We start from the raw sequence: 17872 nt of genomic DNA, 5'->3' as shown, positions 1-17872 counted from the left end.
ACTTCGAATGCATTTTCGATCGAACGTCTGTACGATGTTCTACCAGGGGCCGTCCCGAAAAAGCGAGCACATCTTCGAACAATTGTTTGATCATCGGGCCTGGACGCGATAGCGTTCCATGACAAGGAGTGACGGATCCGAGGCGCCCGGGAGGCGACTAGCGATGAGCAAGGTCCGGGAGCTGCCCGACGGGCCGATGGACGAGACGGGCCTGACGCAGCGACAGCGCATGGTGCTGGAGGTGATCCGTGACTCGGTCCAGCGCCGCGGGTACCCGCCCTCGATGCGCGAGATCGGCGAGGCCGTGGGGCTGACCAGCACCTCCAGCGTGTCGCACCAGCTCCGGGCGCTGCAGCGCAAGGGCTTCCTGCGGCGCGACCCCAACCGGCCGCGCGCGGTCGAGGTGCGGGTGCCGGGCACGACACCGGTGCGCACCCACGAGGAGGCCTACGAGCAGACCTCGGGGCAGCCCACGCCCGCCTACGTGCCGCTCGTCGGCCGTATCGCCGCCGGTGGCCCGATCCTCGCCGAGGAGGCCGTCGAGGACGTCTTCACGCTGCCGAAGCAGCTCGTCGGCGAGGGCACCCACTTCCTGCTGAAGGTCACCGGCGACTCGATGATCGACGCCGCGATCGCGGACGGTGACTGGGTGGTCGTGCGGCAGCAGCCGGTGGCCGAGCAGGGCGACATCGTGGCCGCGATGATCGACGGCGAGGCCACGGTCAAGACGTTCAAGCGCCGCGACGACGGACACATCTGGCTGATGCCCCAGAACCCCGCCTACGAGCCGATCCCCGGCGACGAGGCGTCGGTGCTCGGCCGGGTCGTGGCGGTGCTCCGCAAGATGTGACACCGGCCGTCGGCGGCCGCCGGAGCGTCTCCGGCGGCCGCTCACGCATGCCCGAACCCAGCCCCACGACCGGCCCGCAGGTGCGCCGGAGGGTAGAGGCGTGGGAGGTGTAGAGGGATCGCCGCGCCGCTCAGGGTGGGAGCGGCGCGGCGTCGCGGGTGGTCAGCGTTTGGGGACGATGTTGACGATCTTGGGGGCCCGGACAATGATCTTGGCGATGTCGGCGCCGGCCAGGGCGTCCTGGACCTTGGCCGAGGCCAGGGCGCGGCGTTCCAGTTCCTCGTCCGCGATGCCGGGCGGGACGTCCAGGCGGTCGCGGACCTTCCCGGCGACCTGGACGACGCAGGTGACCGACTCCTCCACCAGCAGCGCGGGGTCGGCGGACGGCCAGCCCGCGCGGACCACCGGCGCGGTGCGGCCCAGCATCTCCCACGCCTCGTCGGCGGTGTAGGGGGCGAACAGCGACAGCAGGACCGCGATCGCCTCGGCGGCCTCGCGGACGGCCGGGTCGGCGGCGCCGGGGCCGGAGTCGATGGCCTTGCGGGTCGCGGTGACCAGCTCCATGATCCGCGCGATGGCGACGTTGAACCGCTGCGTCTCGACCAGCGTGGTGGCCTCGTCGACCGTGCGGGCCGTGGCGCGGCGCAGGGTCGTGTCGCCGGAGGCGACGTCCGCGCCGGGCTCGGAGGAGACCTCGGCGGCGATGCGGTGCACGCGGGACAGGAACTTCGACATGCCGTGCGGGGAGACGTCGGCCCAGTCGATGTCGTCCTCGGGCGGGCCGGAGAACAGGATCGCCAGCCGGACGACGTCCACCCCGAACTCGCCGATCTGCTCGCCCAGGTCGACGCCGTTGCCCAGCGACTTCGACATCGCCTTGCCCTGGTTGATCACCTGGCCCTGGTTCAGCAGCCGGGTGAAGGGCTCGGTGAAGTCGACCATGCCCATGTCGTACAGGACCTTGGTGAAGAACCGGCTGTACAGCAGGTGCAGGATGGCGTGCTCGACGCCGCCCGTGTACTGGTCGACCGGCATCCACTTGCGGACCCGCTCGGTGTCGAACGGGCCGTCCTCGTAGTCGGGCGAGCAGTAGCGGAAGTAGTACCAGGACGAGTCGACGAACGTGTCCATGGTGTCGGTGTCGCGGGTGGCGGCGCCGCCGCACTTGGGGCACTCGGTGTTCACCCAGTCGGACGCGGCGGCCAGGGGCGAGGTGCCCTTGGGGGCCAGGTCGGCGCCGCGCAGGCCCTCGGGCAGGGTCACCGGCAGCTGGTCGTCGGGGACGGGGACCTCGCCGCAGGCCTCGCAGTGCACGATCGGGATCGGGCAGCCCCAGAACCGCTGCCGGGACACCAGCCAGTCGCGCAGCCGGAAGTTCACCGACGCGCGACCGGTGCCGCGCTCCTCCAGGATCCCGGTGATGCGGGCGATGCCGTCGGCCTTGGTCAGCCCGTCGATGGGGCCGGAGTTGACGATCGCGCCGTCGCCGGGGGTGGCGACGCCGGTCTCGGCGGGGTCGGCCAGGCCGGTCTCGACGACGATGCGGACGGGCAGGCCGAACTTCAGCGCGAAGTCCAGGTCGCGCTGGTCGTGCGCCGGGACGGCCATGATCGCGCCATGCCCGTACTCGGCCAGGACGTAGTCGGACGCCCAGACGGGCAGCCGCTCGCCGTTGACCGGGTTGATCGCGTAGCGGCCCAGGAACACGCCGGTCTTCTCACGCTCGGTGGACAGCCGCTCGATCTCACTCTCGCGGGAGACCTCGTCGCGGTAGGCCTCGAACGCGGCGCGGTGGTCGGGGTGGCAGACCTCCTCGGCCAGCGCGGCGTCGGCGGCCACGACCATGAACGTCGCCCCGTACAGGGTGTCGGGGCGGGTGGTGTAGACGGTGACGGGCTCGTCGCGCCCCTCGATCACGAAGTCGACGTCGGCGCCGGTGGAGCGGCCGATCCAGTTGCGCTGCATCAGCAGGACGCGCTCGGGCCACTTGCCCTCCAGCTGCGCCATGTCGTCCAGCAGCCGGTCCGCGTACTCGGTGATCTTGAAGTACCACTGGGTCAGCACGCGCTTCTCGACCAGCGCGCCGCAGCGCTCGCAGTGCCCGCCGACGACCTGCTCGTTGGCCAGCACCGTCTGGTCCTTCGGGCACCAGTTGACGTGGCCGCCCTTGCGGTAGGCCAGGCCCCGCTCGTAGAAGCGCAGGAACAGCCACTGCGTCCACTTGTAGTACTCGGGGTCGGAGGTGTGCAGGCGCCGCGTCCAGTCGAAGGACGGGGCGTAGCGGCGGAAGGAGGCCGCCTGCGTCTCGATGTTGGCGTACGTCCACTCGGCGGGGTGCGAGTCGCGCTTGATCGCGGCGTTCTCGGCGGGCAGGCCGAAGGAGTCCCAGCCGATCGGGTGCAGGACGTTGAAGCCGCGCTGGAACCAGTAGCGCGCGACGACGTCGCCGATGGCGAACGCCTCCGCGTGACCCATGTGCAGGTCGCCGCTGGGATAGGGGAACATGTCCAGGGCGTAGCGGCGCTCCTCGGCGGGGCCCTTCTCGTCCGCCTTGAAGGGGTCGAGTTCCTCCCAGCGGGCCTGCCACTTGTCCTGAACCGCCCGTGGGTCGTACCCGTCGCTCAGGGGGGACGCCCCCCCTGCACCCCCCGGCGTTGCGCGGTGGGGAACGTCGCTGCTCACGCTTCTGACTCCGGTTCCTGCTGCTGGGTCGTGGCCGTCCGCCGACATGAAACGGCCCCTCGCACAGGAGGGGCCACCACGCTGACGTCAGTGCGTCAACGTGGTCCTTCGAGGAGCAGCCTGGTTGGCATACCTCAAGAGTAGCGCAGCCGCAACCCCGCCCGCCGCGACTTAGTGCCCCGACTCCTGGCGGGCCATGGACACGACGCCGGTCACCTGCACGCGGGTCAGCTCCAGATCGGCGCCGACGGCGGACAGCGTCTCCTCCTCGGACACGGTCAGCGGGCCGTCGACCAGCGCGATCTCGGCGGCGGCGCGCAGGATGCTCTCCCGCGCCTCGGGGGCGAGGGCCGAGGCGGCGCGCGCCATCTCCACGCGGACCTCGTCGAAGGGACGGCCGAGGTCGGCGTTCAGGGCGGACTCGTCGTACCCGGGCTCGCCGGCCTGCCGGACGACCACGACGGCGCGGGAGCGGGCGGCCGCGTTGGTGTAGTCGCCGGAGCGCAGGACCTGGGCGATGGCCAGGCGCAGCAGCATCGCGGGCATCTGCGCGAGCTGCGCGGTCGTCGGCACGTCGAGCACGGCCGGGTTCCAGCGGCCGTGGCAGGCGTCGCACTCGACGAACTCGCCGCCGGCCTTCATCAGCGGGATGACCGGAACGAAGAACAGCGTGAAGAAGTTGCGCCCCTGCCTGCGGCGGTACTCGCGGTCGCCGCCGCACCCGGGACAGTGGAAGGTTCCCCTGGTCAGGGTGAAGAACACCACCCGCCAGCCAAAGATGATCAAGATCGCGCACCCTTTCTCGCTGCAGCGGCACATGCTAGCGCCGCGGGGCGACCGGCATCCGGCGCGGGCCCCGGCGCCCGCGCGGACCGGCCGGATCCGGTCATGACGCCGAAGGCCCGACAAGGCGGACTCCCTCCCTCTCGCGGGTGCGCCGTCGCAACGACGAGAACGCCACGTCAAGGGCTGCGAATGATGGCGTCGGACGAGCCCCGTGCAGCAGGATGTGCGGAACGGTTTCATACACTCGTCGGTAACTAACCGGCCGGTCACCTTTCCGCGCGAGGAGTGCCATGCTCAACCTGTCCGTGCTGCTGGAGGACGCCGCCCGAGAGACGCCCGACCGCGACGCCGTCGTGTTCGGGGACCTCCGGCTCTCCTACTCCTTCCTCGACCAGGTCGCGAACCAGGTCGCGAACCTGCTGCGCGAGCGCGGCATCGGGCCGGGCGACAAGGTGGCGCTGTCCAGCCCGAACCTCCCGTACTTCCCGATGGTGTACTTCGGGGTGCTCAAGGCGGGGGCGGTGGTCGTCCCGCTGAACGTGCTGCTCAAGCCGCGGGAGATCGCCTACCACCTCGGCGACTCCGGCGCCAAGGCGTTCTTCTGCTTCGAGGGGACGCCGGAGCTGCCGCTCGGCGAGATGGGGCGCGCCGGGTTCGAGCAGGCGGAGGGGTGCGAGCACCTCTTCCTGCTGCCGGCCGACCCGTCCGCCGCCGCGTCCCCGGTCGAGGGCGCCGAGCTGTTCTGGGCGGCGCTCGCGGGGAAGCCGGGCACCGGCGAGACGGCGCAGACCGGGCCGGGCGACCCCGCCGTGATCATCTACACCAGCGGGACGACCGGCCGCCCAAGGGCGCCGAGCTCACGCACAGCAACCTGCTGACGAACGCCATGGTGGACGACACGCTGTTCTACCGGACGCTGCACGACACGTCGCTGGTCACGCTGCCGCTGTTCCACATCTTCGGGCAGACGTGCGTGATGAACGTCGGCCTCTACCGGCGCGCGACGCTCGTGATGCAGGCGAGGTTCGACGCCCGGCAGGCCGTCGAGCTGATGGTCAAGGAGAAGGTGAACATCTTCGCGGGCGTCCCGACGATGTACTGGGGCCTGCTGACCGACGAGACCTCCGACGAGGACATCGCGTCGATCCGGGAGAACCTGCGGGTCGCGGTGTCGGGCGGGTCGGCGCTGCCGATGGAGGTCCTCAAGGGGATCAAGACCAAGTTCGGCGTGGACGTCCTGGAGGGGTACGGCCTGTCGGAGACGTCGCCGGTGGCCTCGTTCAACCGCCCGGACCGCCCGACCAAGCCCGGCTCGATCGGCCTGCCCGTGTGGGGCGTGGAGATGAAGCTGATCGACGACGACTGGAAGGAGATCGAGGGCGAGGGGCCCGGCGAGATCGCCATCCGGGGGCACAACATCATGAAGGGGTACCACGGGCGCCCCGAGGCGACCGAGGCCGCCATCAGGGACGGCTGGTTCCGCACCGGTGACGTGGCCCGGCGCGACGAGGACGGCTACTACTACATCATCGACCGCTCCAAGGACATGATCATCCGGGGCGGTTACAACGTCTACCCGCGCGAGCTGGAAGAGGTCCTGATGACCCATCCGGAGGTGTCGCTGGCCGCGGTCGTGGGCGTCGCGCACCCCTCGCACGGCGAGGAGGTCAAGGCGTACGTGATCCGCACGCCCGGCGCCGCGGTCACCGAGGACGAGCTGGTCGCATGGGGCAAGGAGCAGTTCGCCAACTACAAGTACCCGCGGATCGTCGAGTTCCGCGACGAGCTGCCGATGACCGCCACCGGCAAGATCCTCAAGCGCGAGCTGCGCTGACCGCGCGCGGGGCCCGGGGCCTCAGCGAATGCTGAGGTCCTGGGTCCCGACGACGCGCAGCAGTTTCATCGCCTCGTGCGAGGGCGTGCCCGGCGTGGTCGTGTAGAGGACGACCCGCTGGTCGCGTTCCGGGACGTACAGGACGTCGCAGTGCATCTCCAGCTCGCCGACGACGGGATGCGTCATGCGCTTGCGGCTGCCGCGCCTGATCCCGACCTCGCCCTCGTCCCAGAGCCTGGCGAACAGCGCGCTGCGGCCGGCGACCTCGGCGACCAGCCTGGCGATGCCCGCGTCGCCCGGATACCGGCCGGACGCCGCCCGCAGGTCGGCCACCAGTCCGCGGGCGAACTGCGTCACGTACTCGTCGGCGCCGTACCGCTCGATGTCGCGGCCGGTGAACAGCCAGCGGACGACGTTGCGGTCGTGAGGCGCCATCGCGGCGAAGTCGGTCATGAGCGCCGCCGCGAGCGGGTTCCAGGCGATGATGTCCTGCCGGGCGTTCAGCACGTAGGCGGGCGTGTCGTCCAGCCGTTCGAGCAGGTGGACGATGCCCGCCGGGACGTCCTGCGAAGGGCCGCTGGGCGGTTCCGGCGCTTCACCGGCGAGGGCGTAGAGGTAAGCACGCTCATCGTCGGTCAGCCTCAGCGCCCGCGCGAGCGCTCCGAGGATCTGCCTGGACGGACGAGGCCCGCGTCCCTGCTCCAGCCGGATGTAGTAGTCCACCGACATTCCGGCCAGTTGCGCGACCTCTTCCCGGCGCAGACCGGGGGTTCGGCGGCGCGCCCCCCTCGGGAGCCCGACGTCCGCGGGCTGGATGCGGGCCCGCCGGGAACGCAGGAACGCCGCCATCTGCTCTCTGTCCATGTTCTCCAGCATGTCCGATACGACGGACCTGCCGCCGGGTCGAGGGTGGTACGGCCGATCCCAGCTTCGGCCGGTCTCTCCTCAGCCCGGACACCGCCGGGCAACCTGGACGGCATGACGACACAGATCGCACTCATCACCGGAGCCAACAAGGGCATCGGCCTCGAGACGGCCCGCATCCTCGGCCGCGGCGGCGCCGCCGTCCTGCTCGGGGCGCGTTCGGCCGAGCGCGGCGAGCCGGCCGCCGCCGCGCTCGCCGCCGAGGGGATCGACGCCCGGTTCGTCCGGCTGGACGTCACCGACGCCGACACCGTCGAGGCCGCCGCCAAGTGGATCGACGCCGAGTTCGGCCGGCTCGACATCCTGGTCAACAACGCCGGGATCACCACAACGGGCGCCACCGGCTTCCCGCCGAGCCGGACGTCGCCGGACCTGGTCCGGACCGCGTTCGAGACCAACGTGTTCGGCGTCGTCGCGGTCACCAACGCGATGCTCCCGCTCCTGCGCCACTCCCCCGCCGGGCGGATCGTCAACGTCTCCAGCGAACTCGGCTCGCTGACGTTGCACGGCGACCCGTCCAGCCCGGTGCACGGCGTCAACCTGCTGCCGTACAACGCGTCCAAGTCGGCGCTGAACGCCGTCACCGTCGCCTACGCCAAGGAGCTGGCCGGCACCTCGATCACGGTGAACGCCGCCACGCCGGGGTACTGCGCGACGGACCTCAACGAACACGCCGGGTACCGGACGCCGGAGCAGGGGGCGTCCGTGATCGCCGGAGTGGCCCTCCTCGGCGACGACGGCGGCCCGACGGGCGCGTTCCTCTCCGAGGACGGCCCCCTGCCCTGGTAGTCCGGGCTCAGATCGTGTAGGGCAGGCGCTTGATCCCGTTGATGAAGTTGGACTCCAGGCGGTCGGGGTCGCCGGAGGCGCGGATGGCGGGCGCGTGGCGCAGCAGCTCGCGGAACATCACGGTGATCTCGCGCCTGGCCAGGTGCGCGCCGAGGCAGAAGTGCGGCCCGGGCCCGCCGAACCCGACGTGCTGTTTCGGATCGCGCAGGATGTCGAACCGCTCCGGGTCGGTGAAGACCGACTCGTCCCGGTTGGCCGACCAGTAGTAGAGGACGAGCTTGTCGCCCTCCTTGATCTCGTGCTCGTTCAGCACGGTGTCGCGGGTCGCGGTCCTGCGCATCCAGATGACCGGCGAGACGTACCGGACGATCTCCTCGACCGCGCCGGGCATCCGGTTCTCGAAATCCTCGACCAGCAGGGCCCGCTGGTCGGGGTTGCGGGTGAACAGGTCGAGGCCGTGGGCGATCGCGTTGCGGGTGGTCTCGTTGCCGGCGACGACCAGCAGGATGAAGAACGAGCCGAGTTCCTGGTCGGTCAGCGACTCGCCGTCGAGGTTGGCGTTCACCAGGGCGGAGGTGAGGTCGTCGGTGGGGTCCGCCCGGCGCTGCCGCCCGAGGTCCTCGACCAGGCCGCGCAGCGTCTCGCCCGCACCGAGCAGCGCCATCGCCATCTGCTCCGGCTCCGCGGACGGGATGAACTCGGGGTCGTTGCCCGCCAGGATGACGTTCGTGGCGTCCAGGACGGTCCCGTACTGCTCCTCCGCGATGCCCATCATGTCGCAGATGATCTTCAGGGGGAGCCGGGCGGCGACGTCGGTCACGAAGTCGCCCGAGCCGCTGCCCGACGCCACGTTCTCGACGATCTGGCCCGCGACGGCCTCGACCCGGTCCTCGAACCGCTGGATCATGCGGGGCGAGAACGCCCGGGACACGATCCGCCGGATCTTGGCGTGCCGGGGGTCGTCCATGCTGATCATCGAGCCGAAGTACTCGTGCATGTCGCCCGGCATGTCCGGGATGCTGATGGCACCTTTCCCGGAGCAGAAGTCCTGCGGGCGGCGGGACGCCTCGACGACGTCGGCGTGCCGGGTCAGCGCGTAGTAGCCGGGGCCCTGGGGCGCGATGACGATGTCCGGCTCCTCGTAGCGGATGAGGCCGGCGTGCCACCGCAGCGCCTTGAACGCCTCGTGCCGGTAGTCGTGCGGTCGCCGCCAGAACTCCCAGTCCGTCAGGTTGATGTCGTCGACCTTGAGCACGCGCCCACCGCCTTGTCATGTCCGAACCCGATTCGGTTTACAGGCACCCTCTCAAAGTCAAGCAGCAAGCGCACACTGATCGGCCGGGTGACGCGCCTCACACTGGTCCGCCGGGCCCCGGGAACGCGCCGGGTCCCGGCGGCCCCTCACAACCGCGTCCACGCCTCCTGGAGGACGGAGCGCAGGATCTGCTCGATCTCCTCGAAGTGCCCCTGGTCGCAGATCAGCGGCGGTGCCAGCTGCACGACGGGGTCGCCGCGGTCGTCGGCCCGGCAGTACAGGCCCGCCTCGTAGAGGGCCTTGTCGAGGAACCCGCGCAGCAGGCGCTCGGACTCCTCGTCGTCGAACGTCTCACGTGTGGCCTGGTCCTTCACCAGCTCGATGCCGTAGAAGTAGCCGTCACCGCGCACGTCGCCGACGATCGGCAGGTCGCGCAGCCGCTCCAGCGTGCTCCGGAACGCGTCCCGGTTGCGCAGGACGTGCCCGGTCAGGTCCTCGCGCTCGAACAGGTCGAGGTTGGCCAGCGCCACCGCCGCCGACACCGGGTGCCCGCCGAAGGTGTAGCCGTGCGCGAACATCTCCGTCCCGCCCCTGAACGGCTCGAACAGGCGGTCGGCGACGAGCATCCCGCCGAGCGGCGCGTACCCGGACGTCACGCCCTTGGCGAAGGTGATGATGTCGGGCGTGTAGCCGAACCGCTGCGCGCCGAACATCGTGCCGAGGCGCCCGAACGCGCAGATCACCTCGTCCGACACCAGCAGGACGTCGTGCCGGTCGCAGATCTCGCGGACGCGCTCGAAGTAGCCGGGCGGCGGCGGGAAGCAGCCGCCGGCGTTCTGCACCGGCTCCAGGAACACGGCGGCGACGGTGTCGGCGCCCTCGAACTCGATGACCTCCTCGATCCGGTCGGCGGCCCACCGGCCGAACGCCTCGGGGTCGTCGCGGTGCTCGGCGGCGCGGTAGATGTTGGTGTTCGGCACCCGGAAGCCGCTCGGCACCAGCGGCTCGTACGGCGCCTTCAGGCCGGGCAGGCCCGTGATCGACAGCGCGCCGTGCGGGGTGCCGTGGTAGGCGACCGCGCGGCTGATCACCTTGTGCTTGGCCGGCTTCCCGGTGAGCTTGAAGTAGTGCTTGGCGAGCTTCCACGCGCTCTCCACCGCGTCGCCGCCCCCGGTGGTGAAGAAGACGCGGTTCAGGTCGCCGGGCGCGAGGGCGGCGAGCCGCTCGGCCAGCTCGACGGCCTTCGGGTGCGCGTACGACCAGATCGGGAAGTAGGCCAGCTCGGCGGCCTGCTTGGCGGCGGCCTGCGCCAGCTCCTCGCGCCCGTGCCCGGCCTGGACCGTGAACAGCCCGGCGAGCCCGTCCAGGTAGCGGCGGCCCCCCGAGTCGTACACGTAGGCGCCCTCACCTCGGACGATCACCGGGATCTCGCCGCCGTCCAGGGACGCCGAGTGCCGCGCGAAGTGCATCCACAGATGGTCGCGCGCCGCCCTCTGCATCGCGTCGTGCTGCTGGCTGGTCACGTCCGACTCGGTCATCACGTTTCCCTCGGTGCGATCGATCCAGTTGCGTCGATGCTATGTGACTGCGGAATCCGCTGTAAATACATGGTGATACGCCGATATCCGAAGAGAAACGGCCCCGCTGATCCCGCGCCGTGACGCCGCGGGTACCGTTCGCCGCGAACCAGGAGGCGTACATGAGCGACATCACGGCCGGATCGGCCGACGCGAACGGGCTCGACTTCGGATACCTCACCGCCGGCCCCCAGGACGGGCCCCTGGCGCTGCTGCTGCACGGCTTCCCCGACTCCCCGCACACCTGGCGGCACCTCATGCCGGAACTGGCCGCCGCCGGATACCGCGCCGTGGCCCCCTTCATGCGCGGCTACGCCCCCACGTCCGTCCCCGAGGACGGCGCGTACCAGAGCGGCGCCCTCGCCGCCGACGCCGTCGCCCTGCACGAGGCGCTCGGCGGCGGCCCGGACGCCGTGCTCATCGGCCACGACTGGGGCGCCTTCGCCGCCTACGGCGCCGCGAACGCCGCCCCTGACCGCTGGCGCAAGGCGGTCGCCCTGTCCGTCCCGCCCATATCGGTGATGACGACCGCCTTCTTCGACTACGAGCAGCTCAAGCGCTCGTTCTACATCTTCGTCTTCCAGACGCCGCTGGCCGAACTCGCGTTCGACCGCGCGTTCGTGGAAGGGCTGTGGCGCGACTGGTCCCCGGACGACGGCCGCGACCGGTCCGGGGACGTCGACCGCGTCATGGAGTGCCTCGCCGCGCCCGCCAACGCCGCGGCGGCGATCGGGTACTACCGCGCGATGCTCGACCCGTCCCGGCTCGTCGGCCGGTACGCGGCCGAGCAGCAGGCGACCACCGTCGTGGGCGAGCGCCCCGTGCTCTACCTGCACGGCGCCGAGGACGGCTGCCTCGCCGCGGACGCGGTCGACCTCGACGCCGTCCGGGCCGCCCTCCCGCCGGGGTCGCGGGCCGAGCGGATCCCCGCCGCCGGCCACTTCCCCCAGCTGGACCGTCCTGCCGAGGTGAACGAGCGCGTGCTCAGCTGGCTGGCCGCCTGATCAGGTCGGCGGCCTTCTCGCCGATCATGATCGCGGGGGCGTTGGTGTGGCCCCGGGTGATCTGCGGCAGGACCGACACGTCCGCGACCCGGAGCCCCTCGACGCCGCGGACGCGCAGGTCCGGGTCGACGACGGAGTCGGCCCCGGTGCCCATCCGGCACGTTCCGGTCGGGTGGTAGAGCGTCTCGGAGCGCCCCCGGACGTAGGCGGCCAGCGCCTCCTCGTCGTCCGCGCCCACGTAGGGCTGCATGACGTCGCCGACGTAGGGCTTGAGCGCGTCGGCGGCCATCAGCTCCTCCGCGCGGCGGACGCCGTGCATCAGGCGCCGCAGGTCGCTCTCCTTCGTCAGGTAGGCGGGGTCGATCACCGGCGGGGCGGCCGGGTCTGCGGAGGCGAGCGTGATGCGCCCCGACGACTCGGGCCGCAGCAGCACGACGCCGAGCGTCACGCCGTGCTCGGTCGGCGGGGTGAGCCCGTGCGCGATGTAGGGGGCCGGCGCGAAGATCAGTTCGAGGTCGGGGGCGTGCAGGGTGGGGGCGCTCTTGGTGAACACGACCGCCTCGCCCACGTTGGAGGTGAACGGCCCGCGCCGCGCGAGCAGGTAGCGGGCGATGTTAGGCAGCGACTCCGCGCCCGCGAGCGTGACCCTTTCAGGGCAGTGCCGTACGACCCCGACCGACAGGTGGTCCTGGAGGTGGCGCCCCACCTCCGGGGACTCCACGACCGGTTCCACGCCGGCGCCCCGCAGGTGCTCGGGGTCGCCGACGCCGGACAGCATCAGCAGGTGCGGCGACCCGACCGCGCCCGCGGCCAGGACGACCTCGCGGCGCGCCGTGACGCGCTCGCCGCCGTACTCCACGCCGGTCGCGCGCCCGTCCTCGATCAGGACCCGCGACACCTGCGCGCCCGTCACGACGGTCAGGTTGGGGCGTCCGCGAGCGGGACGCAGGTACGCGTCGGCCGCGCTGCACCGCCTGCCGCGCCGCTGGCTGACCGGCGTGAGCGCGTACCCCTCGTTGGACGGGCCGTTCAGCTCGGGCAGCCTGGTCAGGCCGGCGGCGGCGCACGCCTCCAGGAACGCCCGCGTCGTCACGTTCGGGCTGCGCTGCTCGGAGATCGTGACCGGGCCGGACGTCCCGTAGACGTCGCCCCTGTTGCTGCCGACGCGGCCCTCGACGCGCTTGAAGTACGGGACGACGTCCTCGTAGGACCAGCCGGGGACGTCCCAGTCGTCGTAGTCGTCGTAGTGGCCGCGCACCCACATCATCGCGTTCAGCGAGGACGACCCGCCGAGCATCCTCCCCCGCGGCCAGTACAGCTCGCGCCCGTCCAGTTCGGGCTGCTTCGCGGTGCTGTAGTCCCAGTCGTATTCGGTCTTGAAGAGCTTCGGGAACGCGGCCGGGATGTGGATCTCGCTCTTGTCGTCCGGGCCGCCCGCCTCCAGGAGGGCGACGGTGACGGAGGCGTCCTCGGAGAGCCGCGCGGCCAGGGCGCATCCCGCGGACCCGGCGCCGACGATGACATAGTCGTGTTCCATGAGGGCTCCCGCTCTCCACGGGCCGCGGCACGGGCCCGTTCTTCCCCCCGGGCTTACCACCGGAGGGGTCCGCCCGTCCATGCGTGCGGAACGGTTTCGGTCGTCCGCACGCCGATGGAACCCGGATCAGGCGTGCGGCGTCGATCCCGTGAACCTGTGATCACTCAGAGGGGCATGAGATGACCGAGTACCCGGCCGGATCAGTCGAACCGTACGAGCGCGGCATGGAGGCCAAGCGCGGCGGGAACGTCGCGGAGGCCGAGGAGTTGTTGCGGCGGGCGTTCGAATCGGGGCATCCGGGCGGCGCCCACGAGCTCGGCTTCATCGCGGCGGAACGCGGTGACGACCGGGAGGCGATGGCGTGGTGGCGGCGGGCCGCGGAGGCGGGGCTTCCCGAGAGCGCCTTCGAGGTCGGCTACGGCGCGGAGCGCGGCGGCGACCTGGAGGCCGCCGAACGCTGGTACCGGCGGGCCGCCGAGGGCGGCTTCGGGGGCGGCGCCCTGAACCTGGGCATCCTCCTGGAGGACCGGGGGGACGTCGACGAGGCCATGGGCTTCTTCCGCCAGGCCTGGGAGCTCGGCTCGGACAAGGCCGCCTTCAACCTCGGCCGGCTGTACGACGACGGCGGGAAGGGCGATCTCGAAGCGGCGGAGACCTGGTACGCACGCGCCGCCGAGCGCGGGAACGGCGGCGCCGCGTTCAACCTGGGCTTCGTGCGGCAGGACAAGGGCGATCCCGTCGGGCAGATCCGGTCATGGCGGCAGGCCGCCGATCTCGGGCATCCCAAGGCCGCCTACTGCCTCGGCGCGCACTTCGAGAAGGCGGGGGACGAGGACGCCGCGATCGGCTGGTTTCGCAGATCGGTGCAGGAGGCCGGTGTCGAGCAGGCCGCCCGCAAGCTCGGCGACCTCTACCGGCGCCGGGGCGACGAGCGCGGTGCCCGGTTCTGGTCGGAGTTCCTGGGCGGGCTCAGCGTCTACAGCCCGGAGTTCGAGGCGTTCGCCAGTGCGGGCTCGGCCGCGGCGATCCAGCGGCAGGACGTCCTCAACGCCGCCGTCGGGGACGGCGACATCGCCTTCGACGTCGACGAGCGCACCCTCACCGCGGGCGGCCGCACCTTCCACGGCATGACCTTCCTCGGCAGCTTCTCGCACCTGAGCGACACATGGCTGTGGGCGTGGGCCAACCCGCACTACGGCGACGACGTGCCCGCCGTCGTCCCGCTGGCGGCCGTCCGCGAGCACGGCGAACGCCACGCCGTCCCGGAGCTGGCGGCGGGGCGCCTGGACCTGTCCGGCTTCCCCGACCCGCATCAGGCCGCGACCACCATGGCCATCGCCGCCGCCGCGCTGCTCGGCGGCAACGGCGTCCAGAGCTGCCGCGTGAACGACGGGAAGGGCTCGTTCTACTTCCACGTCGACGACCCCGCCCTCCCCGAGGCCGAGTTCGACCCGCTCTCGGCGACGCGCCTGATGACGACCGCCGCCGAGATCTTCCCCACCGAGCAGCGCCGCGTCGTCCGCGGCTTCCTCGCCCACCACGGATGCCGGATCAGGGAGAACGAGGAGGTCATCGACGGCGTCGCCCCGCAGGGCGGCCAGGTGACGGTCGCCTTCACCCCCGACGGCCTCATCAAGGCCACGACCGCGGGACGCGCCGCCCACTGACCGGCCCGGTTCCCGGCCGCGGCGGGCGGGTCAGGCGGCGAACCGGCGGAGCAGGACGGCCATGCGCAGGTCGTGGTGCTCGCGGTGCATGCGCCCGTCCCGCATCAGGGTGAGGAGGCCGTGCAGACCGCTCCAGAACGTCTCGGTGAGCACGTCCACGTCGTCCCCGCCCGCGAACGGCCGGACGGTCTCGCGCAGCTCACCGAAGGCCTCCTGGAGCGCGGGCGGCGCCTCGGGGGTCGCGAAAGGCAGGTCGACGGCGCGGGTGAACATCGCGTCGTAGAGGGCGGGCCTGCGCTCGGCGAAGTTTGTGTAGGCGGCCGCGACGTCCGCCAGCGCTCCGGCGGGCTCGGAGGAGGCGGTACGCGCCTCCCGCAAGGCGCCCGCGAGCTCGGCGCACCCCTCGACCGCGACCGCCGCCATGATGGCGACCTTGCCCTTGAAGTGGCTGTAGAGGACGGGCTGGCTGTAATCGATCTCAGCGGCGAGGCGCCGCGTCGTCACCGCGTCCCACCCCTCGCTCTCGGCCAGCTCCCGCGCCGCCGTGATGATCAGCTTCTCGCGTTCCGCCCGTTCGCGCTCGCGGCGTCCCTGGATCGACATGGCAGTGATTCTAGCATTGCTAGCCATCCTGTCGACGCTATGCTAGCGTCGACCTCGTTCCTAGCACTGCTAGCACTCTTGGAGACGCTGATGCTCACCCCTGTCGCCTACGCACTGGCCGTCGTGCTCGCCCTGTTCTGCGTCTTCATCGGCGTGCGGTTCCTCATGGCGCCCCGCGCGGCGGCCGCCGGCTACGGCGTCCCCGCCAAGCCGGACGGCGACATCGCCTACCTGGAGATCAAGGGGCTGCGCGACCTGACGTTCGGCATCCTCGGCCTCGCCCTGATCGCTTTCGCGGACGCCCACGCCGCGGGCTGGTACATGCTGGTCGTGGCCATCGCGCCGCTCGGCGACACCCTGATCGTCCTGCGTCACGGCGGCGCCAAGGCCGTCGCGTTCGGCGTCCATTTCGCCACCGCCGTGGCCGTGCTCGTCAGTGCCGCCCTGCTGTTCGCCGTCTGACCTCTCCCCTCCCGGACAAGGAGCCCACCGCATGTCGCTGATCTCACCGGACTTCGATGCGTCCGTGATCGTCCGTTCCGCCGAGGCCGAGGTGATCGGCCGGTCCCCCGTCACCATCCGGCTGCTGGCCGACAGCGGCTCGACCGGCGGCGCGCTGTCCACCCAGCGGGTCACCCTGGACTCCGGCGCGGACGGTGCCAAACCGCACCGCCACGACGGTTCCGCCGAGATGTTCTACATGCTGGACGGCACCGCCCAGCTCCTCTCGGGCGAGCAGGTGGTGACCGCCGAACGCGGCGACCTCGTCGTCGTCCCGCCCGGCCTGCCGCACGCCTTCGCCGCCGCCCCCGGGGAGGGCGCCGACATCCTCATCGTCATCACCCCGGGCGTCGAGCGGTTCGAGTACTTCCGCCACCTGGAGCGCATCGCCTACGGGAAGGTCCCGCCGGAGAGCCTCCTGGACGTCCAGGAGATCTACGACACCTACTTCCTGTCCAGCGAGGCCTGGGAGAGGGCGCGGGCCTGACGGCCCGAAACGGCGACGAGCCGACCGGAACGTCCGGTCGGCTCGTCGGCGGTCGCAGCGGTCGCGCCGTCACGATCCCCAGTCGGGCCGCAGCGGCATGTGGCTCGTGCCGTCGTCCTCCACCTTCACGCCGAGCGTCTGGTGCAGCTGGATCCAGTTCTGGTTGAAGCCGAGCACGCAGCCGGCCATGTAGACGCGCCACACGCGGGCGGTGCCCTCGCCGACCTCGGCGACGGCCTCGTCCCAGTGCGCGTCGAGGTTCTCGCACCAGCCGGTGAGCGTGCGCGCGTAGTGCTCGCGCAGGTTCTCCTGGTGCCGGATCTCGAACCCCGCGTCGTTCATCTGGCTCTGGACGTAGCCCGGGCCCTCCAGCTCACCGTCCGGGAACACGTACCGGTTGATGAACCCGTTCTCCTTGCGGGACGGAGACCTGTTGTCCGGCCGCGTGATGGTGTGGTTCAGCATCCGCCCGCCCTTCTTCAGCTTCCCGTGGAGGAAGGAGAAGTAGGCCGGAAGGTTGTTCTTCCCGATGTGCTCGGTGAGGCCGATGGAGCTGACCGCGTCGAAGCCGGTCTCGGTCACGTCGCGGTAGTCCATGTGCCGGACCTCCGCGAGGTCGGACAGGCCCCGGTCGGCGATGGCCTTCTGCGCCCACTCGGCCTGCTGCTTGGACAGCGTGACACCGAGCGCCTTGACCCCGTACTCCTTCGCGGCGTGCATCACCATGCCGCCCCAGCCGCAGCCGACGTCCAGCAGCCGCATCCCCGGCTTCAGCCCGATCTTCTTGGCCACCAGGTCGTGCTTGGCGAACTGCGCCTCCTCCAGCGTGGCGCCCTCATGCGGGAAGCACGCGCAGGTGTAGGCCATGGAAGGGCCGAGCACCCACTCGTAGAAGGTGTTGGACACGTCGTAGTGATGGGAGATGGCCCGCGCGTCCCGCCGCTTGGAGTGCCGGAGCCACGACGGGATGCGGCTGAACGGCGCCTCCTGCGGCGGCGGGTCCAGTCGGCGGGATGCCGCCGCGCGCAGCAGCGGATCGCGCATCACCCCAGCGGTGATCTTCGCCTTGTCGCGCGGTGTCACATCGCTGAGCACCTGCTGCATCGTCGTCAGCGCCGTGATCATGTCGCCGTTGACGTCGATCATGCCGGTGACGTAGGCGCGGGCGAGCCCCAGCGCGCCCGGCGAGTGCAGCAGGTACGAGACCGCGTACGGTGAGCGCACGTCGAAACGGATGTCGGCGCCGGGCACCCCCGCCCGAGATCCGTCGTAGGCCGTGAACTCCACTGGCGCCTCAGCCCCGGCGAGCTGCTCGAAGACCCTGGCCAGCGTCATCTTGGTTCCTCCTGTCTCTCCGCCCCTGCCCGGACGGCGGC

14 protein-coding genes and 1 pseudogene are annotated in these 17872 nt (G+C 71.3%); 7 read left to right on the top strand and 8 right to left on the bottom strand.

Annotation, left to right across the window (positions count from 1 at the left end):
- Positions 1–163 precede the first annotated feature (163 nt).
- Entirely contained in the window at positions 164–850 is a 687-nt protein-coding gene (gene lexA, locus AB0H37_RS04230; RefSeq protein WP_179836587.1) for a transcriptional repressor LexA, read from the top strand.
- 162 nt (positions 851–1012) lie between these two features.
- Here lexA and leuS read toward each other — a convergent pair whose 3' ends face one another.
- On the bottom strand, positions 1013–3475 hold the full coding sequence (gene leuS / locus AB0H37_RS04225; protein WP_229810166.1) for a leucine--tRNA ligase: 2463 nt from the start codon (positions 3473–3475) through the stop codon (positions 1013–1015).
- A 228-nt stretch (positions 3476–3703) separates the two neighbouring features.
- Positions 3704–4318, bottom strand: a complete 615-nt coding sequence (locus AB0H37_RS04220; RefSeq protein WP_179836589.1) for a TerB family tellurite resistance protein — start codon at positions 4316–4318, stop codon at positions 3704–3706.
- Positions 4319–4608: 290 nt separating this feature from the next.
- Here AB0H37_RS04220 and AB0H37_RS04215 point away from each other — a divergent pair.
- Positions 4609–6152 (top strand): annotated as a pseudogene (locus AB0H37_RS04215) (long-chain fatty acid--CoA ligase).
- 21 nt (positions 6153–6173) lie between these two features.
- Here the strand turns inward: AB0H37_RS04215 and AB0H37_RS04210 are convergent.
- Positions 6174–7016 (bottom strand): helix-turn-helix transcriptional regulator, encoded by an 843-nt coding sequence (locus AB0H37_RS04210; RefSeq protein ID WP_360611268.1) that lies wholly within the window; start codon positions 7014–7016, stop codon positions 6174–6176.
- A gap of 114 nt (positions 7017–7130) precedes the next feature.
- Between AB0H37_RS04210 and AB0H37_RS04205 the strand changes: the two genes are divergently transcribed.
- Positions 7131–7865, top strand: a complete 735-nt coding sequence (locus tag AB0H37_RS04205; RefSeq protein ID WP_360611266.1) for an SDR family oxidoreductase — start codon at positions 7131–7133, stop codon at positions 7863–7865.
- Positions 7866–7872: 7 nt separating this feature from the next.
- On the opposite strand, the gene AB0H37_RS04200 is transcribed toward AB0H37_RS04205, so the two are convergent.
- The gene (locus AB0H37_RS04200; RefSeq protein ID WP_360611264.1) at positions 7873–9120 is read right to left on the bottom strand and encodes a cytochrome P450; all 1248 of its coding nucleotides are present in this window, start codon (positions 9118–9120) and stop codon (positions 7873–7875) included.
- Between the two features lie 146 nt (positions 9121–9266).
- Positions 9267–10658 carry an aspartate aminotransferase family protein gene (locus AB0H37_RS04195; protein ID WP_360611262.1) on the bottom strand — a complete coding sequence of 464 codons (1392 nt, stop codon included), beginning with the start codon at positions 10656–10658 and terminating at the stop codon, positions 9267–9269.
- A 161-nt stretch (positions 10659–10819) separates the two neighbouring features.
- Here AB0H37_RS04195 and AB0H37_RS04190 point away from each other — a divergent pair, with 161 nt between their 5' ends.
- Complete coding sequence (locus AB0H37_RS04190; protein ID WP_360611260.1) at positions 10820–11701, top strand: alpha/beta hydrolase; 882 nt, start codon at positions 10820–10822, stop codon at positions 11699–11701.
- On the opposite strand, the gene AB0H37_RS04185 is transcribed toward AB0H37_RS04190, so the two are convergent.
- Entirely contained in the window at positions 11682–13238 is a 1557-nt protein-coding gene (locus AB0H37_RS04185) for a GMC family oxidoreductase N-terminal domain-containing protein (protein WP_360611258.1), read from the bottom strand. The two genes, AB0H37_RS04190 and AB0H37_RS04185, sit on opposite strands and share 20 nt — an antisense overlap.
- Before the next feature lie 179 nt (positions 13239–13417).
- Here AB0H37_RS04185 and AB0H37_RS04180 point away from each other — a divergent pair, with 179 nt between their 5' ends.
- On the top strand, positions 13418–14905 hold the full coding sequence (locus AB0H37_RS04180) for a tetratricopeptide repeat protein (RefSeq protein WP_360611256.1): 1488 nt from the start codon (positions 13418–13420) through the stop codon (positions 14903–14905).
- Between the two features lie 30 nt (positions 14906–14935).
- Here AB0H37_RS04180 and AB0H37_RS04175 read toward each other — a convergent pair whose 3' ends face one another.
- On the bottom strand, positions 14936–15508 hold the full coding sequence (locus tag AB0H37_RS04175) for a TetR/AcrR family transcriptional regulator (RefSeq protein ID WP_360611254.1): 573 nt from the start codon (positions 15506–15508) through the stop codon (positions 14936–14938).
- A 90-nt stretch (positions 15509–15598) separates the two neighbouring features.
- Between AB0H37_RS04175 and AB0H37_RS04170 the strand changes: the two genes are divergently transcribed.
- Complete coding sequence (locus AB0H37_RS04170; RefSeq protein WP_360611252.1) at positions 15599–15970, top strand: DUF4267 domain-containing protein; 372 nt, start codon at positions 15599–15601, stop codon at positions 15968–15970.
- Positions 15971–16001: 31 nt separating this feature from the next.
- Positions 16002–16496: a cupin domain-containing protein gene (locus tag AB0H37_RS04165; RefSeq protein WP_179836600.1), complete on the top strand. Its 495-nt coding sequence runs from the start codon at positions 16002–16004 to the stop codon at positions 16494–16496.
- Positions 16497–16565: 69 nt separating this feature from the next.
- On the opposite strand, the gene AB0H37_RS04160 is transcribed toward AB0H37_RS04165, so the two are convergent.
- The gene (locus tag AB0H37_RS04160) at positions 16566–17831 is read right to left on the bottom strand and encodes a cyclopropane-fatty-acyl-phospholipid synthase family protein (protein WP_179836601.1); all 1266 of its coding nucleotides are present in this window, start codon (positions 17829–17831) and stop codon (positions 16566–16568) included.
- Between the last annotated feature and the right edge of the window lie 41 nt (positions 17832–17872).

Origin of the sequence: Actinomadura sp. NPDC023710 (assembly GCF_040639875.1) — a bacterium.
GTDB classification, from domain to species: domain Bacteria; phylum Actinomycetota; class Actinomycetes; order Streptosporangiales; family Streptosporangiaceae; genus Spirillospora; species Spirillospora citrea.
The sequence above is the reverse complement of the archived record's forward strand: the minus strand, read 5'-3'. Positions and strand labels throughout refer to the sequence as shown.